Source organism: Mucilaginibacter sp. (genome assembly GCF_036568825.1).
Taxonomy (GTDB): Bacteria; Bacteroidota; Bacteroidia; order Sphingobacteriales; family Sphingobacteriaceae; genus Mucilaginibacter.
The window spans coordinates 17,454-43,392 of the sequence record NZ_DATCRU010000072.1 but is presented as its reverse complement, the minus strand read 5'-3'; the positions used below and the strand labels follow the sequence as shown (position 1 = coordinate 43,392).

Sequence of the window (25,939 nt, the reverse complement as noted above, 5' to 3'; positions counted from 1 at the left end):
CCGTTTATCAGGGTGTTTCCCAATGATTTTCCGAAGGGAACAGACAAAAATATAACCATGGATCTGATGGCTGGCGGACTGCTGACGCTGGCAAAATATGCGGAAGGAAGCAATGTATCCGTACTTATAGAATCGCATGGCGACCTGGTTCATTCAGATGATCTTGAAAAAGTGCTGAAAGCTGCTGAACACAAACATGCAGGCATGATCTGGGATGTTGTAAATATGTGGTCAATCACTAAAGAACCGGTGGGCCGGGTTTTTGAAAGGCTGAAAAAATATATACGTCATACCCATATCAAGGATGCAAAGGTTTCGGGTAGTGATGTTCAATATGTCTTCCTGGGCAAAGGCGATACACCCATTTTTGAGGCTATTGATTTGCTGGCAAAAAACAATTACCAGGGTTATTACAGTTTTGAATGGGAAAAACTATGGCACCCTGAACTGCCTTCATCTGAACTTGCTTTAGCCGATTATAGCCAAACCATGAGGAAGCATTTTAGCTGATTTGTGAACATCAGGCCTCGAAATCAGAAAGCCAGGTCCGCCCCGCTTTTTAATGCAGTTTCATATTTCTCCTTATCAAACTTATAAAGATAAGGCGAGCGGTGAGGGCCAATCTTCCTCGTCTCATTGAGCTTGATAATAATACCTGTTGCCATCAGGCGTTTGGCAAAGTTCCGGTCATCCAATTGTTTGCCAAGAATAGTCTCGTACAAGCTATGGATTTCAGGCAAGGTAAATTTTTCTTCCAGCAGTTCGTATCCTATCGGATAATGAGCAATATGGAGGCGCATAGCTTTCAATGCTTCTTTAATGATCATTTCATGATCGAACATCATTGGAGGCAACTCATTTACTGGCCACCAGGCGCAATCCGCCTCCTGCTCGGATTTTGTAACGGTTACTTTAGAAAATTCCGTCAGCGTATAAAAAGCTATCGACACAAAATAATCGAATATCCAGGAGTCGGCAGGTATTTCAATCCCGGCTATCTTTGATATTTTTTCGGCAGTAAACCCATTGTCGGCTACGCGTTGAGGATTTCCGAAGGCATTGAACTTTTGTAAAAACAATCCCCTTAAGCCGGTCCGTAAATAAGCTATTCGTTTTGCTGCCTCTTCAATCGACTCTGTTCGTTTGATATAACCTCCGGTCACCGTCCATTTCTCATCTGCAAAAGGCTGTTGCAACAAAACTTTCAGTTCTTTTTCATGATAACCGAATATCACATTATCAACCGACACATTGCGCAGGTAATCATTTGCATGGTTAAAAAAGTCGTCGAACAGATCTTCTGTCATGGTTAATTATCGTTTTCAAAATTAGAAATTTTCTATTGTGTAAAAAATACGCAATGAAACTTGCTTTTGTAAAAATAGCGATATATATTTATTCCGTTCAAATTACGGATTGTATTTAACTATTTAACCAAAAAGACATTATGAGAAAACTGACTTTCATTTTTACATTGGCCACAGCCCTGTTCTTTGGCCTGAACGCAAAAGCGCAAACCACCGATTATTTCCCGGGCAAATGGAACGTTGTCATTATGGGTACACCCAACGGCGATGCTAAACTAACCTTCGTGTTGGAAAGAAAAGACGGCAAATTAGGCGGAGTTGTACAGGATACCACTGGCAAGGAAATGACCAAGATCACCCAGATCGACGAAAAGGACAAAACCATCAACGCCGCATTTACCATCCAGAGCTACGATGTAAATTTAACATTGGAGCCGGTAGATGACGACCATGTAAAAGGCAGCCTGATGGGCATGTTCGAGGCAAAAGGTATACGTGTTAAAGAAAATCACTAAGCAGATAAATCCATTAGAATAGAAATGAAGAAATTATTTTTTGTGCAGATTGTCGTAGTAGCAGCATTAGTAGCCGGACAATCTGCTTTTGCGCAGGAGAAAGAGCCGCAGTTTGGTAAAGACCCGATCAAAGAGATCGTGAAGAAAATGAGCCTGGAGGATAAGGTGAAAGTGGTTGTGGGTAAAGGGTTTTCCATGCCGGGCTTAAGTATGGGAGCTGTTGACAAAACTCCTGATAAAATGCCTACGATATCCGGACACACTAATCCGAACCCTAAATTCGGAATACCTTCTATAGGTATGGCTGACGGGCCTGCAGGTATTCACAGGTTTGTGATGACCAAAAAGGATTCAGCAGATAATTTATTTTCAACCGCATGGCCGGTGGGAACATTACTGGCATCAAGCTGGGATACTGCACTGGTTAGAAAAGTGGGCGTTGCCTTTGGTTCAGAGATCAAATCATACGGCATTGACTTTATACTTGGTCCGGGTGTTAATATCCATCGAAATCCGCTTGGAGGACGAAACTTTGAATACTATTCAGAAGATCCGCTGGTTTCGGGTAGCATGGCTTCGGCTATTATTAATGGTATCCAGTCGCAAGGTGTTGGTGCAACTATCAAACACTTTGCGGCAAATAACCAGGAAACTGACCGCGCTTCGGTAAACGAGATTATTAGCGAACGTGCCTTGCGCGAGATCTATTTGAGGAACTTTGAGATCGCTATCAAAAGATCTCATCCATGGGCGGTCATGAGCTCTTATAACCTGATCAACGGTACTTATGCTTCTGAGAGCCGTGACTTGCTAACGACAGTTTTGCGCGAAGATTGGGCATATAAAGGTCTCGTGATGAGCGACTGGTTCGGTGGTAAAGATGCTGCCGCGCAGGTGTATGCAGGCAACAACTTGATGATGCCGGGAAATCCAACCCAGGTAAAAGCGATTACCGAGGCTGTAAAATCAGGAAAACTTTCAGAAGCCGAACTGGATAAAAATGTAGAGGCTGTTTTAAATGTACTGGTACATACGCTTACCGCAAAAAATTACGATTATCCAAACAAAGCCGATCTTAAAGGGCATTCACAAATATCAAGGGAAGCTGCAGCTGAGAGTATGATCCTGCTGAAAAACAACGACAATGCATTACCTATAAAAAAGAGCGGTGCAACTATTGCACTGTTTGGTAATCACGGCTACGACCTGATAGCAGGTGGCACAGGAAGCGGCGATGTAAATAAACCATACGTAGTTTCCTTAAATGAAGGGTTGACCAAGGCTGGTTACAAGCTGGATGATGCATTAGCGCAGAATTACAAAGGCTACCTGGCTGACTACGCGTCCAAGCATCCAAAGAAATCTTTGATACAGGAGCTGATGAATCCAACACCTTTTGCACCTGAATATAAATTTGATGCCGGCAGTGCAGGTCAAAAAGCAGACGCATCGGATGTGGCGATCATCTACATAGGCAGAAATGCCGGCGAAGGTAACGACCGTAAAGTAGCTGATGACTATGAGTTGACTGATCTTGAAAAAGATATGATCACCAGTGTCTCTGATGCTTTCCATGCAAAACATAAACCGGTTATTGCCGTGTTAAACATTGGCGGTGTGATCGATGTAAAGGCATTCCGCGATAAGGTTGATGCCATATTGCTGGCATGGCAACCTGGCGAAGAAGGTGGTAACGCTATTGCCGATGTATTGAGCGGCAAAGTAAATCCATCAGGCAAACTGGCAACTACTTTCCCTGAGTCTTATAGCGATGTACCTTCAGCTAAAAACTTCCCTGGTAAAGAATTCCCTGAAAAAGCAACTCAGGGCATGATGGGCAAATCCATTCCTGCCGAAGTTGTTTACCAGGAAGGCGTTTATGTAGGCTATCGTTACTATAATACCTTTAAGATTAAACCAGCTTACGCGTTCGGTTATGGATTGTCATACACCAGCTTCTCCTACAGCAAACTGACCTTAAGCAGCGCTGCATTTAATGGTAAGATCACAGCTACAGTAACCGTTACCAATACCGGATCGGTTGCAGGTAAAGAAGTGGCTGAATTGTACCTGAGTGCCCCGCACAAAAGCATGGATAAACCATCTGAAGAGTTAAAAGGCTTTGCAAAAACAAAAGAGTTGAAACCGGGCGAATCTCAAACTTTAACATTTACTTTAGATGCAAAATCATTAGCTTCTTTTGATACTGCTCAGTCGGCCTGGGTAGCAGATGCAGGCGAATACAAGGTTAAGATTGGCGCGTCAAGTGCGGATATCAAACTGGAAAAGCCATTCAGCCTTGCTAAATCTATTACCGTTGAAAAAGTGCACAAGGCCTTAGTTCCTCAAGTAAGCATCGATGAGCTGAAGGCTAAATAAGCAGAATCTCTTAAAAATAATAATTAACTGGTCTTAAAGTCTTCCGGATAACCCGGAAGACTTTTTTGGTTTAAATTACCTCTTGAGGATTATGATGTATTTATATCTTTATGATTTACCCCATAAGGGTAACATGTTGGTAGAAAAAACATAACACCCCATTTTTTGCGCCGTAGGTGCAACACATTTTCGACATTGCTATTCGAAATGCATGTCAGGTATTGCACCTACGGCGCAGAAAATATATTTCAATTATTATTTCTACCGACATTTAGCTCCTAACGGAGCATCATTTTAGGAAATGGATTTGTGTCTCTCACTCACAAATAAGAATAGATTTTGGCAGTTAAAGACAGATAAGGACAGTTGCTAAAAAGTTGTAAATTACCTTAGCAAAAATTATCGTCAACCAATCAACTTAAATTAAATGCAGGTAATATTCGGAGTAATCTTCCATTTTATCGGTGGTTTCGCGTCGGGTAGTTTTTATATTCCTTACAAAAAAGTAAAGGGCTGGGCCTGGGAAAGCTTCTGGATAGTGGGTGGATTATTCTCATGGCTTATCGTTCCGCCGATAGCTGCATGGCTTACTATTCCCGGCTTTGCCGAGATCATCCACCAGACTAATGGCGGTGTAATTTGGCTCACCTATTTTTTTGGCTTGCTTTGGGGAATCGGTGGTTTGACCTATGGACTCGGCGTTCGTTATCTAGGCGTTTCATTAGGCAGCACAATCATATTGGGACTTTGCTCGGTATTTGGCTCACTTGTGCCTTCGATTTATTACAGTCTCAATCCAAAAGCAGGGAAGGATAATTTTGGCACATTGCTACATACCCACTGGGGACAAATGGTATTGATAGGCATCATCGTATGCGTTATCGGGATTATTGTTTGCGGTAAAGCGGGTACGATAAAGGAGAAAGACCTTCAAAAAAACCAAACTGCTGCGGCAGATAATAAAGAATACCATTTCGGCATAGGAATATTTGTAGCAATCGTTTCAGGCGTGCTGAGCGCTTGCTTTAATTTCGGTATCGAAGCCGGTAAGGATATGGCGGATACAGCTAATCATTTATGGCAGGCTGCGCATCCCGGACAAGGAAATTTCCTGTTTCAAAACAATGTTACCTATGTGCCCTTGCTATGGGGAGGATTGACCACCAACTTTATCTGGTGCATGATCCTGAATGCACGCAATAAAACATTTGATAATTACGCAGATAAAAAGACACCGTTGCTGAGAAACTACTTATTCTCGGCATTGGCAGGCACAACCTGGTTTTTGCAATTCTTTTTCTATGGCATGGGCGAAAGCAGATTGGGTAACGGCGCAAGTTCGTGGATACTGCACATGGCATTCATTATCCTGGTCGCCAATATATGGGGACTGCTCCTGAAAGAATGGAAAGGGGTAAGCAAAAAAGCCTTTGCCACGGTGATTGCAGGTATATTGATCATTATCGTTTCTGTACTCCTCGTAGGCTACGGAAACTCATTAAAAGCTTAAAAATAAATATTTATATGAAAACAACTGCTGACTTCAAATATGTGAGTTATCTGTGGGATGACGCAGCAGCCGAAAAACTGGAAGGCGATGAAGTAGGATTACTAATTTACAGGTCGAATTTGCTTGGGGCTGATCTGCGACTGACCAACTATGGCGGCGGCAATACCTCGTGCAAAGCCATAGCAAACGACCCGCTGACCGGCGAGGAAACCGAAGTAATGTGGATCAAAGGCTCAGGCGGGGATATAGGAACGCTTAAAAAAAGTGGACTAGCCGCATTATATGTCGACAGGTTACGCAGCCTGAAAAATGTATACCGCGGACTGGAGTTTGAGGATGAAATGGTAGAGCTATTCAACCATTGTATATATGATCTGAACTCAAAAGCGCCATCTATTGATACACCTCTGCACGGGTTTTTGCCATTTAAACATATCGACCACTTACACCCTGACGCAGCCATTGCCATCGCGGCAGCAAAAGATGGAAAGCGCATTACGCAAGAATTATTCAGCGGTAGTATCGGTTGGGTTGATTGGCAGAGACCGGGTTTTGATCTGGGCTTAAAATTGAAAGAATGTCTTGATAATAATCCGGGCATTCGTGGTATAATGTTGGGCTCACATGGTTTGTTTACCTGGGGCGATACGGCTTATGAAAGCTATATCAACACTCTGGAAGTTATAGAACGTTGCGCTGCTTACCTGGAAGATAATTATGGCAAAAAAGGCCCTGTATTTGGCGGGAAAAAGTTAGAAAGCCTGAGCGAAGCGGATCGCAAAAAACAAGCTGCAGCTATTGCACCAATATTACGCGGCTTCTGTTCGAGTGAGCGCCACATGGTGGGGCATTTTACAGATGATGCGCGTGTGTTGGAGTTCATTAACTCCAATGATTTAACTCGGCTGGCTCCAATGGGAACCAGTTGCCCGGATCACTTTTTGAGAACGAAAATTAGTCCGCTGGTGCTTGAGTTGAAATCGGATGAAGACTTATCAGATGAAAAAGCGATCAAAGAGAAATTGCAACCGGCTTTTGAAGCATACCGGAAGATGTACACCGAGTATTACGAAAACTGCAAACATCCAAACAGTCCGCCGGTGCGCGATGCCAACCCGGTGATCATTCTTTACCCGGGTGTGGGTATGTTCTCTTTTTCAAAAGATAAACAAACTACCCGCGTGGCATCCGAGTTTTATATAAACGCGATCAATGTAATGAAAGGTGCGGAAGCTGTTTCTGAATACACTTCATTGCCTCGCCAGGAAGCTTTTGATATCGAATACTGGCTGCTGGAAGAAGCGAAGCTGCAACGTATGCCAAAACCAAAAGCATTATCCGGCAGGATCGCCCTGATAACCGGTAGCGCAGGTGGTATTGGTAAAGCTATCGCTAAAAAATTTGTGGAAGAAGGTGCCGTGGTGATCCTCAACGACATGAATGCTGAACGCCTAGAGGGCGCTGGTGAAGAGTTTAAAAAGCAATTCGGCAAAGATTCTTATACCACAGCGTTATTGGACGTGACCAAACAAGAGCAGATCGACGAAGCATTAAATGCAGCAGCATTAGCTTTTGGCGGGGTAGATATTGTAATAAATAACGCTGGTTTGTCCATCTCCAAATCAATCGGCGACCATACTGAAAAAGATTGGGACCTGCTTTATGATGTGCTGGTGAAAGGTCAGTTCTTTATTACCCAGGCTGCCGTTAAAGTAATGCAAAAACAAGCTATTGGTGGAGACGTGATTAATATCGTCAGCAAAAACGCTCTGGTAAGTGGTCCAAATAACGCAGGGTATGGTAGTGCAAAAGCGGCACAATTACACCTGAGCAGATTAAATGCAGCGGAATTAGGTTCAGACAATATTCGCGTAAATGTAGTAAACCCCGACGCAGTGATCAGCGATAGTAATATTTGGGCAGGTGGCTGGGCTGAAGGCCGCGCTAAAGCATATGGAATTACCATTGAAGAATTACCGGCTTATTATGCCAAACGCACTTTGCTTAACCAGGTGATTTTACCGCAGGATATTGCCAATGCATGTTTTGCTTTTGTTGGCGGATTGCTGAATAAATCGACTGGTAATGTATTGAATGTAGATGGCGGCGTGGCAATGGCATTTGTAAGATAAATTGAACCAGTATGAAACAAGGGAAAGAAGTTATTGGCGAACACAACCAGCAGCTTGAGGCGGAACATAAACGCAAATTTGAATTTATTGCCGAGGGAGTGCCCAATGTAGATGAGGTCATAAAAAAGCTCATTGCGTTTAATATCGCAATCCCAAGCTGGGCATTGGGTACGGGTGGTACACGCTTTGGTCGATTTTCTGGCGGTGGCGAACCACGTAATTTGGAAGATAAAATTGCTGATGTGGGTTTGATCCATGCCTTAAACAAATCCAGCAATTCTATCTCCTTACATATTCCATGGGATATTCCTGAAAATGCTTCAACAATAAAAGCACTGGCAGCACATTACGGGCTGCATTTTGATGCAGTCAATTCCAATACATTCCAGGATCAGCCCGACCAGGAACTAAGCTATAAATTTGGTTCATTGAACCATGTGGATAAGGCGGTTCGCCAGCAAGCAATTGAGCACAATATCCAGGTGATAAAATACGGTGTTGAACTCGATTCAAAAGCGTTGTCAGTCTGGCTATCGGATGGCTCAAACTTCCCTGGCCAGCTGAATATGCGTGGTGCTTTTGAGCGGACATTTGATAGTTTGCAGCAGATATACTCTGCTTTACCAGATGACTGGAAGATGTGGGTAGAATATAAACCCTATGAGCCTAACTTTTACTCAACCACCATTGGCGATTGGGGGCAATCCTACCTGTTATCAAGCAAACTGGGTAACAAGGCACAAACTTTAGTTGATCTCGGTCATCACCTTCAGGGAGCGAACATTGAGCAGATAGTTGCCTTGCTTTTGATGGAAGGCAAGTTGGCAGGTTTCCATTTTAACGATTCAAAATACGGTGATGATGACCTGACTGTAGGTAGCATTAATCCATATCAGTTATTCCTGATCTTTAATGAACTGGTAGAGGGTATGGACGCAAGAGGTATGAATCATGCCACAGGGATAGGCTGGATGATCGACGCCTCGCACAATATAAAAGATCCGATAGAAGATCTGTTGCAGTCGGTAGAGGCTATAAAAATAGCCTATGCACAGGCGTTGCTGGTTGACCAGATTGCTCTGAAACAGGCGCAAAAAAATAACGATGTGGTGCAGGCGCAGGAGATTTTGCAACATGCTTATCGTACGGATGTGCGTCCACTGGTGGCACAGGCACGCTTACTGGCAGGCGGAGCATTACAACCTTTAGCGCTTTTCAGAAAGCTCGGTGCGCGTGATAATCTGATCAAGGAAAGAGGACTGAAAACTATAGCAACCGGATTGTAAATGAAGCCAATACCCGTCATAGCTATTTTTGATGTCGGCAAAACGAATAAGAAACTATTCCTGTTTGATGAGCATTACCAGATAGTTTATGAAAAATCGGCCCGTTTTATTGAAACCGCAGATGAGGATGGGTTTCCTTGTGAAAACCTGGAAAGCCTGCGGCTGTCTGTATTTGATTCATTAAGCACGATATTCCGTCTGAAGGAGTTTGAGGTGAGGGCTGTAAACTTTAGCGCCTATGGGGCAAGCCTGGTTTATGTAGATGAAGAAGGCAAGCCTCTAACGCCATTATACAATTACCTGAAGCCGTTTCCGGAAGAACTAAGCAAACAGCTTTACGCTAAATACGGTGGGGAAGAAAAGTTTGCGTCCGAAACGGCATCGCCTATCCTGGGAAGTCTAAATTCTGGTCTTCAACTCTATCGACTAAAAATACAGAAGCCCGAAATCTTTAAAAAACTGAAGTATGCGCTGCACCTTCCTCAATATTTGAGTTCATTGATATCCGGCCAATATTGTTCGGATATTACCAGCATCGGTTGCCATACTGCCTTATGGGACTTTAACAACCGTCGATATCACGAGTGGGTTGAAAAGGAGGGCTTATCACTAAAATTGGCGCCAATCAAGAGCCCTGCTGAGGCTTTAGAAGCTTGCTTTCCGGGTAACAATTATTGTGTAGGTATTGGTTTGCATGATAGCTCTGCTGCGCTTATCCCCTACCTGGTGAGTTTCAACGAACCTTTTATCCTGATCTCAACCGGAACATGGTGTATCAGCATGAACCCGTTCAACCAAGCCCCATTAACTCAGAATGAATTGCAGCGGGATTGCTTATGTTTCCTGCAATACCAGGGTAAGCTGGTTAAGGCATCAAGGTTGTTTGCAGGAAATGAACACGAACAACAGGTAAAGCGCATTGCCGAACATTTTAAACAGGACGCGATCAGGTTTAGAACGATGCCTTTTGACCCTGAAGTAATTAATAAATTGCAGCAATCTATTCAGCAAAACAAGCATTCTGACGCATTTTTGAAGGAATCCGTTTTTAAAAACAGAGATTTAAGTATTTTTAGCGACGAAACAGAAGCCTATCATCAACTGGTCCTCGACCTGATACATCAGCAGGTATACTCTACCCGGTTGGTGCTGAAAGGTACTTTTGTGAAGCGGATTTTTGTTGACGGTGGTTTTAGTAAAAACGCTGTATATATGAACTTACTGGCAAATGCCTTTCCCGAGATCGAGGTTTTTGCAGCTTCAATGGCCCAGGCGACTGCCATTGGCGCGGCGCTGGCCATTCATAGATCCTGGAACAATAAACCTATACCAGGCGACATTATTGAATTGAAGTATTACGCGCAAAGCAAGCCTGTAACCAAATGACTGTTGGACTTTTTATTCCCTGCTATGTAGACCAGTTTTATCCCGGTGCTGCAATAGCTACTTTACAACTACTCGAAAAATTGGGTGTATCTGTAGTTTATCCGCCCAAACAAACCTGCTGCGGCCAGCCTATGGCTAACTCGGGTTACGAGCACCTGACAACTGGTTGCAACGAGCTATTCATAGACAATTTTTCTGCCTTTGATTATATCGTATCGCCTTCGGGGAGTTGCATACTGCATATAAAAGATCATCTGCATTCTGAAAACAGGGAAAATGAAGCAGTGCAGGTACGCCACAAAGTATACGAACTGACAGAGTTTTTAACCGATATACTAAAGGTAGATCATCTTGACGCTACATTTCCACATAAGGTAGGTGTGCATCAAAGTTGCCACGGTCAGCGCGGACTAAAAATATCACAAATGACTGAATTGGTAGCTGAGCCATTTTCCAAGCCAGTGCAGCTACTCAATATGGTACAGGGAATTGAGTTGATCCCGCTGAGCCGACAGGATGAATGCTGCGGTTTTGGGGGGACATTCTGCGTAGCCGAAGAAGCAGTTTCGGTAAAAATGGGTATTGATCGTGTTACAGATCATTTGGAACATGGTGCCGAGTATATTACCGGGGCAGACATGTCGTGCCTGATGCACATGGAAGGTATTTTAAGAAGACAGGAGAGCAAAGTGAAAGTGATACATATTGCCGAAATATTAAATTCTTCAGCCCAATGAGTACGATGTCAACAAAAAATCATGCTGAACTCGCCGGGCAATTCAATGCCGATGAACAACGTGTCGACTGGCACGATGAAACTTTATGGTGGATCCGTCAGAAACGCGATAAAGCCGTAAATCAATTTCCTGAATGGGAATTGTTGAGAGAGACAGGCTCTAAGATTAAAGAGCATACCCTGTCAAATCTGGCCAATTACCTGGAAGCATTTGAAGCTAATGCATTGGCAAATGGCATCACCGTTCACTGGGCTGCTGACGCGAAGGAACATAACGAGATAGTACACAGGATTATCAAAAGGCATGGCGTTAACCGTATGGTAAAGAGTAAATCCATGCTGACAGAAGAATGCCATCTGAACGAATACCTGGCTGAGAACGGCATCGAAGTAATTGATTCTGATTTAGGCGAACGCATTGTACAACTGGCAAAAGAACCGCCTAGCCATATCGTTTTGCCTTGTATCCATAAAAAGAAAGAAGAAATAGGTGATTTATTTCATGAACACCTTGGAACACCCGCAGGTGTTTCCGATCCGCAAATACTGGCCGAAACTGCGCGCCAGCATTTGAGAGAAGTTTTTCTAACACGAAAAATCGCTCTTACAGGCGTAAACTTTGCGATTGCCGAAACAGGTGAATTCATCGTTTGTACCAACGAAGGTAACGCTGACATGGGAGCACATCTTTCCGAAGTGCATATCGCCAGCATGGGTATAGAAAAGATCATTCCTAAACGAGAGCATCTGGGTGTATTTCTAAGATTGCTTACCCGTAGTGCAACAGGACAACCGATTACTACCTACTCCAGTCATTATAAAAAACCACGGCCTGGGCAGGAGATGCATATCGTGATTGTAGATAATGGGCGGAGCGTCCAATTAAGTCGAAAAGATTTTCGCAATTCACTTAAATGCATACGTTGTGGCGCTTGTATGAATACCTGCCCGGTTTATCGCCGCAGTGGTGGCCACAGTTATCACAATGCCATCAGTGGTCCGATTGGTTCCATTCTGGCGCCAAACCTGGATATGGAAAAATATGCCGATCTGCCGTTTGCTTCTACACTGTGCGGATCATGCTCCAATGTTTGCCCGGTAAAAATTGATATTCACGACCAATTATATAAATGGCGGCAGGTGATTGTTAAAGCTGGATATACGACCAAAACCAAAAGCGCCGGTATGAAAATGATGAATTGGACGCTTTCATCTCCAAGCATTTATCACGTAGCAGGAAAAGCAGGAAGGATTGTGATGAAGTACGCGCCATTTGCGGTAAATAATAGTTTAAATCCATGGTATAAACAACGCGATATGCCGAAACCACCGGCAGAATCATTTGATGAATGGTACAAAAAGAACAGGGGGAAAAAATGAGCAGGGAAAAAATAGTATCAGCTATCCGAGCTAATCAACCTGAGTTGACTGCTTTGCCGGATGTTGAACCGCTTAAAGCTTACGCTAACAAAGAAAATTTATTAGCTCAATTTACAACCATCGCCACAAATATTGGCGCCAAGGTATGTGAGGTAAAGAATATAGATGAGGTAAAAACCGCAATCCAAAATAATTTTGGAGAGGGGAAGAGAATTGTCTCAACTTTATCAGAACTCAGCGATATTGCAGATACCAAAGAATACCTGAAAAATTTGCCTGTCGAATTAGCTGATGTTGAACTGGCGATATTGCGATCTGATCTTGCTGTAGCCGAAAACGGTGGTATATGGATCACCGAAGATCAGATGGGGCAAAGAGTGTTGCCTTTTATAACCCAGCATCTGGCCGTAATAGTTGATGCAAAAAATATTGTGCCGACAATGCACGATGCATATAGTTCTATCGGGATTACTACGCAAGGATTTGGTGCTTTTATAGCCGGTCCTTCAAAAACGGCTGATATCGAACAATCATTGGTAATAGGCGCTCATGGCCCAAGGAGTATGAGCCTATTCCTGCTTAGCGAAGACTAAAGGGAACTTCTCTCTGTAACTTTAAAAGGAATCGCAATATGTTCCGTTGAATTGGTTAAAACCAGTCCAGCGGTTTTCTTGCCCATCAACGCAAAATCAGTTGAGATAGTGGTTATGCCATCCAGGATGATCTTTTTCAATGGGGTTTCATTGTAGGAGATCACGCCTACATCGTTGCCTACTTTTAATTTTGCTGCGATGATCTTCTCGATCAATTCCACCAGGTGGTCTTCCATTACATTGATGTAGGCCACATCTTTTAATACTTTTTCCTCCTTCAGGGAATAGATCACTTCATAATCAAAAGCATATTGCTGGCAAAAATTAAGGAAGCCTGTGAGTATTTCTTTTGGGTAATAGGAATTCTCAGGGAATATGATCTTCAATGTATGATACTTGCCCAGCTTGTTGAGCAGTTTTTCAAGGGCTTCGTAAATGTCTTTTTCAAAGCTTTCATAAACAGCACCGAACTGACCTGTGACACCGGATTCCAGCTTATCCATCAGTATCAATTTATCCTTTGGTATGGCATTGATCACTTCATAGGCACGCTCAGTATTCTCCATAAAGTGCGGAATGATCACGAACTTGGAGTAGTTGTTAATCTTATCCAGGATCAGCTTTTTGAATACATTGAAATCGTTATTATAGATATAAAAGTCGATGGCAGCATTGTTCCCTAAAGTCGCCGCAAAAGCGTCATACATGATCTTTTTATGGCTGCTAAGTTTGTTGAATAATAAAAGAACTTTTACCGGTTGGTTGAAATTTGTATTCGCTATAAAATACCCTTTTCCTGCAACTGATTTTACAACACCTGCCTTCTTTAATTCGGTGTAAGCCCTTTCAATCGTATTCCTTGAAGTATCCAATGCCACACAGAAATCATTAATAGATGGAAGAATATCATCTTTCTCAATCTTCCCCGATTCAATACCCCTTAAAATGGAATTGATGAGCTGTAAATATTTCGGAGTGATGGAATACTCATCTATCTCAACAATCTTCAGGTAATTCTTCATAATGGCCTACAATACAAACATAGTTTTTTTATAAAAAAGAAGAGCTCCTGATGGGCAGGAACTCTTTCAACCAATTATAAAACCTAAGAGAGAAGAGAGACGCAGAGGATGGATTCGAACCATCTGTTTGCCCCGGTAAGCGCTCTGCATTATGTGTGATAGAAAACGTATTGTTTAACTATCATGGAACAAATATATGAATTAATATATAATGTCTATAGGAAAAGTAGTATAAAATTAAAAATATTCACAAGTGGCTATTTTACAGCTAATTATGATGTAATTGTTATAAGATTAGCCGGAAAAATCAGCTTAAAGGTGGTACCAACTTCGGGTTCCGAGGCTACTTCGATACGGATTTGATGAAAATCAGCTATAGATTTTACAATAGGTAATCCCAAACCGAAACTATCCTGTTGAAGCGATTGCGTGAATTTTTTAAAACGATTAAAGATATGAGGGATGCGCTCTGCACTGATGCCTATGCCGGTATCGGCTACAGCAACAATAAAAAATTTATTATCCGCATGACCGGTTATTTTAATCTCGCCATGCTCTTTATTGTATTTAATGGCATTATTTATCAGGTTGAAAAACAAGTTGAAGAGCAGGAATTTATTTACATGATTTAACTCCCATTCAGCGGGGATATCTATTTCGCAAATGATTTCTTTCTCCTGCAGACGAATAGATATTTCTTCATACACCTCGTGGATCAGTTCAGATAAAGATATGTTATCTTCTTTCAAGAACTGTTCATTTTCTATCTGCGAGATAAGCAGCAATGTTTTGGTGATGCTTTTCAGCCGGTTCAAGATCTTCTGCATCTCAATCAACCGCACTTTAGTTTCATCGGGAATGTCCTCCTCCTCAAACATATTCTCGATTTTCGATTGCAGTATGGATATCGGAGTCATCAGCTCGTGCGATGCGTTCGAAATAAATTCGCGTTCCTTCTGGAAAGTACTTTCGATGGTCTGGATCATCTTATGAATGCTGATATCCAGGTATTCAAAGTCGGTGGTTGAGGTCTTGACCTTCTTATAAGGTGTATGGTTCGGGAACTTATGCCCGATCAGTTTTGTTTTAATGATCAATCCTAAAGGCCGCAGAACATAGGTAGAGTAAACCTGGTCGGCCAGGATGGTCAGCAGGATCATCCCCAGTAATATTTCAAGGGCTATGTTTTGTAAGGGCGTGGTAGTTTCGTTAATAGTATCGATACTTTTCCCTATCTCCAGTATGTAATTTTGCTTGCCAACCTTAAAATTATGACTCAATATCCGGTATTGGATGGTATCGCCTTCAACAAGCCGGTTTTCATTAAAAATAGTATCGATACTTTCATTTAATGAATCAACGTCCAGACTCACATACTCTTCCTTAAGCAATGCATTGTAGCTGCCATAGCCTTCACCATTCTGTATGTAATTATTGATACCGGGCCCGCTAACGAGTTTCAATACCTTGTCCTCCTGGCGTCTGAGCCAGTTATCAGTATAACTGCGGTTAATATCCCTGATCAGCGTCGGCAGCAACAATACAAACAACACCACTATTACCACTTTAGAGATGGTATTAAACAGTGTCAGTTTGGTTCCGAGCTTCAAAGGCGTTTAACTAATATTGATACGATAGCCTAATCCCCGCACCGTTTCCAGCCAGTCGGGTGAGCTATATGCATTCAGTTTTTTACGGATATTTTTTATGTGGGCATCAATGTAGTTGGAATCATAATCATCATTTACGATGCTTCCCCATATATGCTCACTTAATTGGGACCGGGTTAGGGTCCTGTTTTTATGCAGCAACATATAAGCTACCAGGTCGAATTCCTTTTTGGTGATACTGCTAATAGGGGTATTATTATGGGATATTGTACGATTGGTCAGATCGATCACAAAATCACCCAGCATTACTACGGAATGCTTGAGCCCGAATTTCCTGCGAATAATAGCCTGCATCCGGCTTTGCAGCTCGAGTAGTGAGAATGGCTTTGGCAGATAATCGTCTGCACCCAGATCAAGTCCTTTTATACGGTCGTTCACTTCTGCACGTGCGGTTAATATGATACATGCCGCTTCGGGATTATATTTTTTTGCTTCTTTTAAAAGATCAAGCCCGTCGTAATCGGGCAGACCGAGGTCAATCAGGATAAAATCATACAGGTTGGTTGCTATTTTCTCTGATGCAGAAATACCATCGAAGCAAACCTCACAAATATAATTTGAGTTAGATAGAAAAATCTCCAGCTCATTCGTCAGTGCTTTTTCGTCTTCAACAATCAGAACATTCATAGCTAATAAAAAACGTAATAAAAAGTCAGGTTATAGAACGATTCTTTATGGTTCCTTAATATACCCTCAACGTTTACAGGTATAGAATATTTATAAGCAAACTCAAATGTATAATGCGGCCTGTTGTAAGCAATAGGAATTTTAAAGCTATAGTTCAGCATATCGATCTCGCTGTTATGCTTGGCATATTTCTGAATGCTGATCGGAGGTCCGATTGGGGTATAGGTAAAATCTACCCTGCCCGGGTGGTTCAAATTGTATTTTTGTACGAAGTTCTGCGTGCCTAAAATAACATTAAAGCCAGGATTGAATGATAGGTAATCCTTGTCGTCAAAAATACTCCAGTTTGTTTCGATATATTTAGAATTGGTGATCGTCATAAAAAAGTCGTGCGATTCACCGAATAAGTAATCCAGTATAACGCCTGATTTTAATATCTTCCAGTCATAGCTGTTATTAAAGTTGATATCATTGGAGGAGGCTGATTTAATGATAAGCGCATTGCGGTCAAAGATAAAACGGGTGTAACTGATATTACCTGCGAATTTTGGTGTTATATGATAAACATAACCGCCTCCCAGGTCAACCTCATCAACATTTGGGATAGAGCCCAATACTTTGTAGGCCGACCCATAAACAAACCAGCCGAATTTAGTATTGTAAATCGCATCTGCATTTAAAAAAGGATACTTAACCGGCCCTGTACGACCGAAAAAGCTTGCATCGCTGCCAAAGCTTACTCCTGCCGAAATTGATCTTTTCTTTATGATCGTGTCTGAATCAGCAACTATGCGGGCTGAATGATCTGCGAAACCGCGATTGGCAGGTGTGGCATTCACATCCAGGTAAATTGTCAAAAGAAGCAGGGCGCAGATGTATTTCATTTTAATAAATACGCAATATAATATCCATTGATATAGTTAATTACCATTCCTCCTCGGTATTTCAGGAGGCCGCTCCAATCCCGCCGGACGCCGCTGGCGTTTTGGCTTTACTTTATTTGGTGAATTTGCGCTACCATTTTCATCAACCTTTTCCGGTTTTGGTAAACGCTTCGCCTTGGCAACTTCTTTTATTTTCTTTTTGTCATCGGGTTCCTGCTGTTTCTTTTTAGTGGTATCACTATAAAGAACTGCTACCAGTGCCGAATCGGTATGAAAGGCGACAGATTTATGGTGATGTACACCATTATTAAATTTTGCGGAAGATAAACATGGTATGAGTATCAATAGCAGGACAATATACACAAACCACTTAATCATTAGGAGTAGAAAAGTTTAAAAGTTTTTTCAAACGCAATCCATTCAAAGTTAAACCACAGTCCCGGATGTCCTGCCAGAACGTATGTAACGTTATTGTTTATCTATCAAAAATGGAAATTTTTAGCGAAATAATTTGGCCGCCGACCTGAAGAAAGCCGTCAATGGTAACCGAACACAATCTATTATCTTGTAGGTTAAACAGATTCTATCAGCGCTTTTGGGCGAAATTTCTCGTTGGTGATCCTGCCAAATAAGGACAGGTCATTTCCAAACTAAGACAAATAATTAACTTCTTTTGAAGTGTAAACCCTGTCGTGGTCATCAACGATCACACAGGCCAGTTGCTGTAACTGGTTGATGAGGTATAAACCTGCGTTAACGCCCATCGTCATTACCGGCGTAGCCATCGCATCCGAAAGCTCTGCGGTAGGACTAACAATGCTTACACTTTTTAACACACTAACCGGAAACCCTTTTTTGGTATCCACGTTGTGCGTATATTTTTTGTTGCTGATGGTCACATTCTTCTCGAAATTTCCCGATGTGGCCACAGCCATATTGCTGATATTGATATTGGAAAAAGGTTGAGATTTACGGTCAGGATCGGCTGAAGCGATTGTCCATGGTGCATTATCCGGTTGTAAACCCCAGGTGAGCAAGTCGCCGCCCGCATTAATTACCCCGCTGCTTACGCCCATCATTTGCAATACATATTTCGCTCTATCGGCAGCATACCCCTTGCTCAAACCGCCAAAGCCTATACGCATACCCTTTTCGGTTAAGAAAACAGTTGTTTTTACCTCGTTGGTCTGTACATTTTTGTAGTTGGTGAATTTTACCGACTCAAGCTCGATCTTTGTAGCCTCAATATTTGTGTCGACTGCATTATAGGTAATATCGAAAGTACCAAAAGTAAGCTCAGAAATTTTAAGAGCGCGTTCAACCAGCCTGAATATCTCTGCATTAACTTTTACCGGTTTTATGCCTGCATTGCGATTGATGTCGTTGATCTGGCTATCGTCGCTGAAGGTGCTAAGTAACTTTTCAACCCGGTTAATCTCTGCAACGGCGGCATCGATACAATTATCTGCCCAAACGGGGTCGTTACCAACAACACTGATCTCGAAACGGTTTCCCATCAAACGTATTTCGCGCCTGAATATATTTTGGTCGTTATTATAATGTTTTACAGCTAACATGGGGCATTTAATAAATTCTTGCAATTGGGTCATTACGACACAATTAATGCAATATGCATTTTGCCCGAAAGTAAAAGCCGAACATGAAAATAACATGAAAAACCAAGCGAGCTTAACATTATGTTAAACTTTTAAGAAAATCTGACTTTTAAGAGACGATTTAAGCGATGGTGCCTTCTTTTAATTTTTCAGCGTTCTCAGCAAATTGCAGCGCTTCCAGAATTTCCTGAATATCGCCGTTCATTACGCCGGGTAAATTATACATTGTAAGGCTGATGCGATGCTCGGTAACGCGCCCCTGAGGATAGTTGTAGGTACGTACTTTAGCTGAGCGGTCGCCTGTGGAAACCATAGTTTTACGTTTTTTGGAGATATCTTCGAGGTGCTTTTGCAGCTCCATCTCGTATATCCTTGAACGTAATACCTGTAAGGCTTTATCGTAGTTTTTTAATTGCGATTTCTGGTCCTGGCACTGTGCAATGATGCCGGTTGGTATGTGGGTTAACCGCACTGCTGAATACGTGGTATTTACAGACTGTCCGCCTGGCCCTGAAGCACAGAATAAATCCTTACGAATATCGCTCGGGTTCAGCTCAATATCAAATTCATCAGCCTCTGGCAATACCACCACGCTGGCTGCTGATGTATGTACACGCCCCTGGGTTTCGGTATCAGGTACACGTTGTACACGGTGCACACCCGATTCGTATTTTAAAGTACCGTAAGCGTCTTCAGCCAGTACGTTAAAGACAATTTCCTTGTAGCCGCCTGCAGTGCCTTCGGTATAGTCAACCAGTTCAGTTTTCCAGCCGCGTTTTTCGCAGTAGCGCATATACATGCGGTAAAGGTCACCGGCAAAAAGGGCAGCTTCGTCGCCACCGGTACCGCCGCGAATTTCCACGATGGCGTGCTTGGCATCTTCAGGCTCTTTGGGGATCAGCATCAGGCGGATCTCTTCTTCCTTTTCATCCTGTTTTACCAGCAATTCATCCAGTTCCCCTTTAGCCATTTCGCGAAAATCTTCATCTTTCTCGGTAGCCAATATTTCTTTATTGGTTTCGATATTGCTGATGATGTTGCGGTAGATATAATATTCGTCCACAATTTTGGCAAGGTCCTTATATTCCTTGTTCAGCTGTGCAAAACGCTTCATATCCGACATTACATCCGGACTGCTTAACTCGCCTTCTACATCTTTCCAACGCTGGTGGATCGCTTCTAACTTTTCTAACATAGTTTTATACCTCTCTGCCAGGGTACTGAACCTCAGCAAAAAATCGCACAAAAATACGAAATTTTAGGGAGATTTTAGCAGCACAAATGTGGTGTAAACTAATAAGCCTTCAAAATTTATCCGCAGAAGGAGGCTCCGCTGGAGCCAATATATTTTTTGCTTTAGACTATAAACAGGTGACTCCGATGGAGTCAACAATTTTAATAGTTTTAGCTCCATAGGAGCTTCCTGTTTATAGAAAGAAAAAAATGACATTAGGCTCCGTAGGTGCCTCCTTTTCAAAGCGATTTCCTTGAAAAATCAAATCAGTTCTAATGGCTTATATGAGCAATCGGTTCGGCATATGCTGCCAAATTCTCTAGAGTCGAATTAATACCGTTTTGATGATCTTCTGGTTTAATACCATCCGGCACATTGCTACAGGTAATAGATACTTTAGTGTCTTCACCAATTGGTTCTAATATTGTCGTGACGGTCATTTCCTCGGCGTAGACCGGATCATCCGATTCAAACTGAACAACCTCAGTAATTTGCCTGTTGGGAATTAACTCTTTAAAATAACCATGAAAAATATCTTCATGGGCAGATGTTTTGCCCTCTACGTCATGCTGCTGACTGATATAACTAAATGACATCCTGAATTTACCACCCTGCTGCGGATCAAACTCAAAAACATAGCATTGCATGCCTTTTGGTGGTCGCCATATAGTAATAGCTTCACGATCTAAAAATGCTTTATAAATGGTTTCGGGAGATGCGTGGATCACCCGTGATGCAGCGTCTGTTCTGTTATTGTCCGACATATGATTGTTGCTTTATTTAGCTACAATCGGTCTTTCAAAATGTTTAAGATGAAGTTCCTGTCCGTCGAATTCGGCGTAAGAAAAAGTTTTAACCCATTCGCCCAGGTTTATATAGCGGCTCTTTTCATTCAGCATCACATCCATGGTCTTATGGCGGTGGCCGAATATGAGGTAATCAAAATGTTTGGTCTTTAACAGGTCGTTGCAAAAAGTCACCAGCCATTCATGCATGCCAGGTTTCGAGCCTTCATTCTTTTCGCCCGCAATACGGCTATGGCCCGACCAGTAATTAGCAACTCCGACTCCCAGGTTTGGATGTATGCGTGCAAACAACCACTGACAGAACGGACTACGGAAGAATTTTTTCAGGAATTTATATTTTCTATCACCCGGACCAAGCCCGTCGCCGTGGTGGATATAAAATTTCTTGCCGTTGCGCTCAATTTCCAGTTCGTTGCTGATAATTGTGGCTCCAAATTCCTTTGGGAAATAATCAAACATCCACATATCGTGGTTGCCTTTGAACATATAAATTTTGATGCCTGAATCTGCCAGTTGAGCAAGTTTGCCTAGAAAACGAATGTATCCTTTAGGCACTACTGTTTTATATTCAAACCAGAAATCGAACACATCGCCCACCAGGAATATTTCTGCTGCATCTTCCTTTATCATATCCAGCCAGCGGATCAAACGGTCTTCACGCTCGCGGCTGGTGGTATAACTAATAGCACCTAAATGGATATCAGAAGCAAAGTAGAGTTTATTGCGGGTCGACATGTGCCCAAAAGTAAGGTATTGGGATGAATTGGAAAAGAGAGACTGATTTCGGAATGCGAAAGTTCGATTTCGGAATTATTGATTAAGATAATTTAATGTTGAATTGTCACATTATACTATCAAATTTGATAATCCATATTTATCACCTGATATTTAAGTTATGAGCAGCATCCTTCACATCCTCAACGGCGATTCAACAGCGTATGGCTTTAAAGATACCGGGCTTGATGGCGATATCCTGGTCTGGCGCGAAGTGCTTTCTCAAGGGCCGCTTATCGAAGATATTTCATCTTCTGAATTTTGGGAAAAGCGCTCCGAATGGATTTCTAAAGGATTTAATGAGTCTCCTGAAAATTATCGTAAGAAGGTAATTGAGCCGTTGGGCAAGCTGAGTAACATTTACGACGAGATCACGCTGTGGTTTGAGTTCGATCTACATTGCCAGATCAATATGCTTGGTGTGATGGAGATGATGCTGAAGCATACCGATCTTTCCATACCTAAAGTCTATTTGGTATGCCCGAGCGAGTGCGCAGGAGTGCCGGACTTTCGCGGAATGGGCCAGCTTAATGGTAACCAATTAGCTGTTTTGTATGATGACCGTTTTCGACTCAACGATTGGGATTTTACATTAGCCTCGCAAGCCTGGAAATTATATGTAAGCGGTGATGACATGGCTCTTGAAAAATGGATAAACGAAACTACTTTTTGGGGAAGCCTTCACCTGCTAAAACCGGCATTGCAAGCACATTTGAAGCGGGTCAGGACAAATGAAGCAGGCCTGAATTATATAGAGCAAACACTTTTGGATATTTACAATAGTGGCATCAAAACCAAACATGCTATTTACGAGGCTTTCTGGAAAACCGAAAAAATATACGGCATGGGCGACCTGGAGATAGATATCTATCTGCGTTCGCTAGCTGATAAAGACTTTATTACTATGCCTTCCTAACCCAAGTGATAATCTATGTTAAGAAGAATTCCCTCTTTTTTGCTTGCAAAAGAGAGGGTGGTCGAGCGAAGCAATGACCGGGTGAGTCGACTATACGAGCGGCATTACCGCAAATGCATAACGACCAGTTTACTCACCCCGACGACGCTACGCTGGTCGACCCTCTCTTCCGTGAACGGAAAAGAGGGAGAAGAAATTGATTTTTTCGTTAGCATAACGGTATCGACTTACTGTGTTGTAGGATAGTTGGTCGTTACCGCAATAGTCGGACTTGGGTCACTTTCATTTTTCATCCGGTCAAGCGTGGTGATCACATAAAGATAGGTTTTGCCACGCTGCGCGGTTTTATCTTCATAAGCCTGATCGTCGTTGTATTGGATGTGCAGGATATATTTCGGATCATTTAAGTTTACTTTCTCTGTCGCCTCAAACCGGTACACCACAAAGCCATAAGCAGGGTCGCCATCACTGGCTGTGTCAGGCATCGACCATGCCAAACGAACAGAGCTGCCATTAAATTTACCAGCCACATTTTTAGGTGGATTTGGCGGTACAGAATCCAGCCAGAGCATTACCGGCGGCAATGCAGGATACTTATAATAATTATTTTTAAGCGTATCAGTAAACCCATACGCATTGTGCATCAACGAGTTATTACTGAAGAACACGCTGCCTTCTACACGGGGATTATTGCGCAGGTATTTGATCTGATTTGGCAATTCATAAGGGTTCAAAAAAGTCCTCGATCTTGGCTCCAATGCCCGGTAAGCCGCATGGCCGATATATAAATGATGACCAAAAGTGTTATCGCTCCACCAGTCTACCAGTTTATTATAATCCATCAGGCGGTCGTTGGTAGGGCGATAAAGTTGTGGTACAACGTAATCTATCCACCCCTCTTTCATCCATTTGCGGGCATCAGCATATAATTCATAATAAGTTTCAAGGCCATGCGAATCTGAACCCGCAGGGTTGTGGCTCTTATTTGCCCAAATACCAAACGGACTGATGCCGAATTTGACATAGTATTTGTGATCATGGACACTATCGCCCAGCATTTTTATCAGTTGATCGACATTATTGCGCCGCCAGTCGTTAATATCGGTGTAGTCGCCGCCGTAAGTTTTAAAGGTTTGTGCATCGCGTATCTGCTGCCCGTCGATTTTGTATGGATAGAAATAATCATCCATGTGCACTCCATCGATGTCGTAATTGTCCACCACGTTCAGGATCACCTTTACAATATAATCGCGCACTTGCGGTATCCCAGGGTCAAATACTTTAATACCGCCATAGGTGAAAAACCAGCTAGGCTGCGTATTGGTAATATGGTTTGGACTAAGCGCCCGGAAATTGCTATCGAAAGTTGCCCGGTATGGATTAAACCATGCATGTAATTCCATGCCGCGTTTATGACATTCCTCTATGGCAAATTCAAGCGGGTCAAAACCATTAGCCGGCGCCATTCCTTGTTGCCCCATTAGCCATTTCGACCATGGCTCCAAACTTTTTGCATAAAAGGCATCAGCTGCGGGCCGCACCTGAAAAATTACTGCATTGATACCTATGCGCTGATCCTCATCTAATATGGTTATCAGATCTTGCTTTTGTTCATCAACAGATATCCGGCCCTCCTTAGGCCAGTCAATATTTGCAACTGTAGCCACCCAAACCCCTCTGAATTCACGTTTTGGCGCCATTTTTACCTTACTTGATGTGTCTATCTTTACCTTAGGCAAAGTATCAACCTGCTGCGCATGAACATTTAGGAAGAAAAGAATTAGTAATATAAAGTATACGAAATATTTGTAAATACGCATTAGAAAGGCATTTTTAAAAAGTGCAAAGATATGAAACTCAGAAATCTATTGCTTTATTATTAAATCAATTTATACTTAAGTATTGGGTTTTTAGCTTTTTTGTGTTTACATTTAAAGCAGATTTAGCTATGAATCTAAGCCAACAGAAAATCGAATGTCATAATTTTATCATTTTTACGTTTAATAATTTTTAAGTTATAGTAAAACAATTTGGTAACAAGTTTGTTGCCACAAAGAATATTTAACGCTAAACGTCTAAAAACGCAAAATTTAAACGCTTGTTGGCTGTAGCACCACATTATTTAAACAGCCCTAATTAATTTAAAACTAAACAACTTAAGACCGCCATGGAAAATCAATCCGGACAAACTCCCAAAAAGAATTCTAACGTAATCTATTTTCTGATTGTTGTGGTTTTGGCCTTGCTGGGGACAGATGTATACTTGTATCTGCAAAAAAATAAATCGGATACAAAAATCATATATCAGGACGATGAGAGAAACAGGCTAAAGATCGAACTGGACAGCCTGGAAGCACAAATAGAACAGGTAAACACCGGCAAAGCAAAAATGACTGCCGCGATGAAAGCCAAAAACGATTCACTTGAATCGAAGATCAAAGTTTTACGCGTTCAGCTGGCAAAAGGAAAACTGACTAAAGCCGAACTGAACAAAGCACAGGAAGATATTAAACAACTGAGATATTTTGTTACCAAATACACCGCTGACATTGAAGAGCTGAAGAAACAAAATACCAGCCTCAGTAATGAACGGGATACGCTAAAGACCAATCTGGCAGCATCTACGGCAAAAAACACAGATCTCACCAAGCAAAATGAGGACTTGGATTCGAAAGTCAAGGTCGCATCCGTGTTAAAGCTGGCCCAGGCCAATGTCGTTGCCTATAAGGTAAAAAACAGCGGTAAGGAAGTAGATGTAACCCGCGCCAACCCGGCCAAAAAGATCAAGATCAACTTTACTGTAGCTGAAAACAGCATTGCCGAAAAACGCATGCACGATGTTTATGTACGTATCCTTGACCCAACAGGCAACCTGATCACTGATCCAAAAGACGCGGGAACCTTTCAGTCTGAAGGACAGGATTTGCAGTACACCTACAAAACTTCTATCGACTTTAAAGATGATGGCAGCGGCTACACCATTGATTGGGTTAACCCGGCCCTGCCGTTTGTAAAAGGCACCTACCAGGTATTGCTTTATGCTGATGGTGGTAAAATGGGTTCAACTTCATTTAGTTTAAAATAAACACAATTTTCAATACAGAGTCAAAAGCTGCTTGTAACGTACAGGCAGCTTTTTTTGTGCAGGCATACCAGTGATCGTTGG

Annotated in this window: 23 protein-coding genes; 12 read left to right on the top strand and 11 right to left on the bottom strand. The window is 42.3% G+C overall.

The annotated features are described in order from the left end of the window. Window positions 1–510: sugar phosphate isomerase/epimerase family protein (locus VIM89_RS16675; protein ID WP_488157309.1), on the top strand; the 510-nt coding region annotated here is incomplete at its 5' end. A gap of 23 nt (window positions 511–533) precedes the next feature. Here VIM89_RS16675 and VIM89_RS16670 read toward each other — a convergent pair. After that, window positions 534–1,307: an NUDIX hydrolase gene (locus VIM89_RS16670; RefSeq protein ID WP_488157308.1), complete on the bottom strand. Its 774-nt coding sequence runs from the start codon at window positions 1,305–1,307 to the stop codon at window positions 534–536. A gap of 140 nt (window positions 1,308–1,447) precedes the next feature. On the opposite strand from VIM89_RS16670, the gene VIM89_RS16665 reads away from it, so the two are divergent. From VIM89_RS16665 to VIM89_RS16625, 9 genes are all read left to right on the top strand, one after another. Continuing rightward, window positions 1,448–1,822 carry a hypothetical protein gene (locus VIM89_RS16665; RefSeq protein WP_488157307.1) on the top strand — a complete coding sequence of 125 codons (375 nt, stop codon included), beginning with the start codon at window positions 1,448–1,450 and terminating at the stop codon, window positions 1,820–1,822. A gap of 24 nt (window positions 1,823–1,846) precedes the next feature. After that, entirely contained in the window at window positions 1,847–4,201 is a 2,355-nt protein-coding gene (locus VIM89_RS16660; protein WP_488157306.1) for a beta-glucosidase, read from the top strand. 427 nt (window positions 4,202–4,628) lie between these two features. Next, window positions 4,629–5,711, top strand: coding sequence for an L-rhamnose/proton symporter RhaT (gene rhaT / locus VIM89_RS16655; protein ID WP_488157305.1), 1,083 nt, complete (start codon window positions 4,629–4,631; stop codon window positions 5,709–5,711). A gap of 14 nt (window positions 5,712–5,725) precedes the next feature. Then, entirely contained in the window at window positions 5,726–7,843 is a 2,118-nt protein-coding gene (locus VIM89_RS16650; protein ID WP_488157304.1) for a bifunctional aldolase/short-chain dehydrogenase, read from the top strand. A gap of 11 nt (window positions 7,844–7,854) precedes the next feature. Further along, window positions 7,855–9,129 carry a sugar isomerase gene (locus VIM89_RS16645; RefSeq protein ID WP_488157303.1) on the top strand — a complete coding sequence of 425 codons (1,275 nt, stop codon included), beginning with the start codon at window positions 7,855–7,857 and terminating at the stop codon, window positions 9,127–9,129. Next, entirely contained in the window at window positions 9,130–10,515 is a 1,386-nt protein-coding gene (locus VIM89_RS16640; RefSeq protein ID WP_488157302.1) for an FGGY-family carbohydrate kinase, read from the top strand. Then, window positions 10,512–11,252 (top strand): (Fe-S)-binding protein, encoded by a 741-nt coding sequence (locus VIM89_RS16635; RefSeq protein WP_488157301.1) that lies wholly within the window; start codon window positions 10,512–10,514, stop codon window positions 11,250–11,252. Before VIM89_RS16640 ends, VIM89_RS16635 begins: the two co-directional genes overlap by 4 nt. A gap of 5 nt (window positions 11,253–11,257) precedes the next feature. Then, window positions 11,258–12,631, top strand: coding sequence for a lactate utilization protein B (locus VIM89_RS16630; protein ID WP_488157300.1), 1,374 nt, complete (start codon window positions 11,258–11,260; stop codon window positions 12,629–12,631). Beyond that, window positions 12,628–13,224 carry a LutC/YkgG family protein gene (locus VIM89_RS16625; RefSeq protein ID WP_488157299.1) on the top strand — a complete coding sequence of 199 codons (597 nt, stop codon included), beginning with the start codon at window positions 12,628–12,630 and terminating at the stop codon, window positions 13,222–13,224. Before VIM89_RS16630 ends, VIM89_RS16625 begins: the two co-directional genes overlap by 4 nt. On the opposite strand, the gene VIM89_RS16620 is transcribed toward VIM89_RS16625, so the two are convergent. From VIM89_RS16620 to VIM89_RS16580, 9 genes are all read right to left on the bottom strand, one after another. Next, window positions 13,221–14,246 carry a GntR family transcriptional regulator gene (locus tag VIM89_RS16620; protein ID WP_488157298.1) on the bottom strand — a complete coding sequence of 342 codons (1,026 nt, stop codon included), beginning with the start codon at window positions 14,244–14,246 and terminating at the stop codon, window positions 13,221–13,223. The genes VIM89_RS16625 and VIM89_RS16620 overlap by 4 nt on opposite strands. Before the next feature lie 272 nt (window positions 14,247–14,518). Further along, window positions 14,519–15,856 (bottom strand): sensor histidine kinase, encoded by a 1,338-nt coding sequence (locus tag VIM89_RS16615; RefSeq protein WP_488157297.1) that lies wholly within the window; start codon window positions 15,854–15,856, stop codon window positions 14,519–14,521. Between the two features lie 6 nt (window positions 15,857–15,862). After that, a complete protein-coding gene (locus VIM89_RS16610; RefSeq protein ID WP_488157296.1) occupies window positions 15,863–16,543 on the bottom strand; it encodes a response regulator transcription factor in 681 nt (226 codons plus the stop codon). Window positions 16,544–16,545: 2 nt separating this feature from the next. Then, window positions 16,546–17,427: a hypothetical protein gene (locus VIM89_RS16605; RefSeq protein WP_488157295.1), complete on the bottom strand. Its 882-nt coding sequence runs from the start codon at window positions 17,425–17,427 to the stop codon at window positions 16,546–16,548. Window positions 17,428–17,463: 36 nt separating this feature from the next. After that, entirely contained in the window at window positions 17,464–17,805 is a 342-nt protein-coding gene (locus VIM89_RS16600; protein WP_488157294.1) for a hypothetical protein, read from the bottom strand. Between the two features lie 272 nt (window positions 17,806–18,077). Next, complete coding sequence (locus tag VIM89_RS16595) at window positions 18,078–19,004, bottom strand: FAD:protein FMN transferase (protein ID WP_488157293.1); 927 nt, start codon at window positions 19,002–19,004, stop codon at window positions 18,078–18,080. Between the two features lie 160 nt (window positions 19,005–19,164). After that, window positions 19,165–20,238 (bottom strand): peptide chain release factor 1, encoded by a 1,074-nt coding sequence (gene prfA / locus VIM89_RS16590; RefSeq protein WP_488157292.1) that lies wholly within the window; start codon window positions 20,236–20,238, stop codon window positions 19,165–19,167. Window positions 20,239–20,549: 311 nt separating this feature from the next. Then, entirely contained in the window at window positions 20,550–21,041 is a 492-nt protein-coding gene (locus tag VIM89_RS16585) for an SRPBCC family protein (protein ID WP_488157291.1), read from the bottom strand. A 12-nt stretch (window positions 21,042–21,053) separates the two neighbouring features. Beyond that, complete coding sequence (locus VIM89_RS16580) at window positions 21,054–21,818, bottom strand: UDP-2,3-diacylglucosamine diphosphatase (RefSeq protein WP_488157290.1); 765 nt, start codon at window positions 21,816–21,818, stop codon at window positions 21,054–21,056. A 160-nt stretch (window positions 21,819–21,978) separates the two neighbouring features. On the opposite strand from VIM89_RS16580, the gene VIM89_RS16575 reads away from it, so the two are divergent. Further along, window positions 21,979–22,773 (top strand): DUF1835 domain-containing protein, encoded by a 795-nt coding sequence (locus tag VIM89_RS16575; protein ID WP_488157289.1) that lies wholly within the window; start codon window positions 21,979–21,981, stop codon window positions 22,771–22,773. 227 nt (window positions 22,774–23,000) lie between these two features. Here VIM89_RS16575 and VIM89_RS16570 read toward each other — a convergent pair whose 3' ends face one another. Further along, window positions 23,001–24,593 (bottom strand): glycoside hydrolase family 10-like protein, encoded by a 1,593-nt coding sequence (locus VIM89_RS16570; protein WP_488157288.1) that lies wholly within the window; start codon window positions 24,591–24,593, stop codon window positions 23,001–23,003. Between the two features lie 347 nt (window positions 24,594–24,940). Here VIM89_RS16570 and VIM89_RS16565 point away from each other — a divergent pair, with 347 nt between their 5' ends. Further along, entirely contained in the window at window positions 24,941–25,858 is a 918-nt protein-coding gene (locus VIM89_RS16565; RefSeq protein WP_488157287.1) for a hypothetical protein, read from the top strand. The last annotated feature ends 81 nt before the right edge of the window (window positions 25,859–25,939 follow it).

What these genes read in the sequence shown, in the direction of transcription:
- VIM89_RS16640 (WP_488157302.1), top strand. Translation starts at nt 9,130, where the DNA reads ATGAAGCCAATACCCGTCATAGCTATTTTTGATGTCGGCAAAACGAAT.
- VIM89_RS16665 (WP_488157307.1), top strand. Translation starts at nt 1,448, where the DNA reads ATGAGAAAACTGACTTTCATTTTTACATTGGCCACAGCCCTGTTCTTT.
- VIM89_RS16605 (WP_488157295.1), bottom strand. Translation starts at nt 17,427, where the DNA reads ATGAAATACATCTGCGCCCTGCTTCTTTTGACAATTTACCTGGATGTG.
- VIM89_RS16630 (WP_488157300.1), top strand. Translation starts at nt 11,258, where the DNA reads ATGTCAACAAAAAATCATGCTGAACTCGCCGGGCAATTCAATGCCGAT.
- VIM89_RS16565 (WP_488157287.1), top strand. Translation starts at nt 24,941, where the DNA reads ATGGAAAATCAATCCGGACAAACTCCCAAAAAGAATTCTAACGTAATC.
- VIM89_RS16645 (WP_488157303.1), top strand. Translation starts at nt 7,855, where the DNA reads ATGAAACAAGGGAAAGAAGTTATTGGCGAACACAACCAGCAGCTTGAG.
- VIM89_RS16570 (WP_488157288.1), bottom strand. Translation starts at nt 24,593, where the DNA reads ATGCGTATTTACAAATATTTCGTATACTTTATATTACTAATTCTTTTC.
- VIM89_RS16620 (WP_488157298.1), bottom strand. Translation starts at nt 14,246, where the DNA reads ATGAAGAATTACCTGAAGATTGTTGAGATAGATGAGTATTCCATCACT.
- VIM89_RS16575 (WP_488157289.1), top strand. Translation starts at nt 21,979, where the DNA reads ATGAGCAGCATCCTTCACATCCTCAACGGCGATTCAACAGCGTATGGC.
- rhaT (WP_488157305.1), top strand. Translation starts at nt 4,629, where the DNA reads ATGCAGGTAATATTCGGAGTAATCTTCCATTTTATCGGTGGTTTCGCG.
- VIM89_RS16595 (WP_488157293.1), bottom strand. Translation starts at nt 19,004, where the DNA reads ATGTTAGCTGTAAAACATTATAATAACGACCAAAATATATTCAGGCGC.
- prfA (WP_488157292.1), bottom strand. Translation starts at nt 20,238, where the DNA reads ATGTTAGAAAAGTTAGAAGCGATCCACCAGCGTTGGAAAGATGTAGAA.
- VIM89_RS16660 (WP_488157306.1), top strand. Translation starts at nt 1,847, where the DNA reads ATGAAGAAATTATTTTTTGTGCAGATTGTCGTAGTAGCAGCATTAGTA.
- VIM89_RS16625 (WP_488157299.1), top strand. Translation starts at nt 12,628, where the DNA reads ATGAGCAGGGAAAAAATAGTATCAGCTATCCGAGCTAATCAACCTGAG.
- VIM89_RS16600 (WP_488157294.1), bottom strand. Translation starts at nt 17,805, where the DNA reads ATGATTAAGTGGTTTGTGTATATTGTCCTGCTATTGATACTCATACCA.
- VIM89_RS16610 (WP_488157296.1), bottom strand. Translation starts at nt 16,543, where the DNA reads ATGAATGTTCTGATTGTTGAAGACGAAAAAGCACTGACGAATGAGCTG.
- VIM89_RS16580 (WP_488157290.1), bottom strand. Translation starts at nt 21,818, where the DNA reads ATGTCGACCCGCAATAAACTCTACTTTGCTTCTGATATCCATTTAGGT.
- VIM89_RS16670 (WP_488157308.1), bottom strand. Translation starts at nt 1,307, where the DNA reads ATGACAGAAGATCTGTTCGACGACTTTTTTAACCATGCAAATGATTAC.
- VIM89_RS16650 (WP_488157304.1), top strand. Translation starts at nt 5,726, where the DNA reads ATGAAAACAACTGCTGACTTCAAATATGTGAGTTATCTGTGGGATGAC.
- VIM89_RS16635 (WP_488157301.1), top strand. Translation starts at nt 10,512, where the DNA reads ATGACTGTTGGACTTTTTATTCCCTGCTATGTAGACCAGTTTTATCCC.
- VIM89_RS16585 (WP_488157291.1), bottom strand. Translation starts at nt 21,041, where the DNA reads ATGTCGGACAATAACAGAACAGACGCTGCATCACGGGTGATCCACGCA.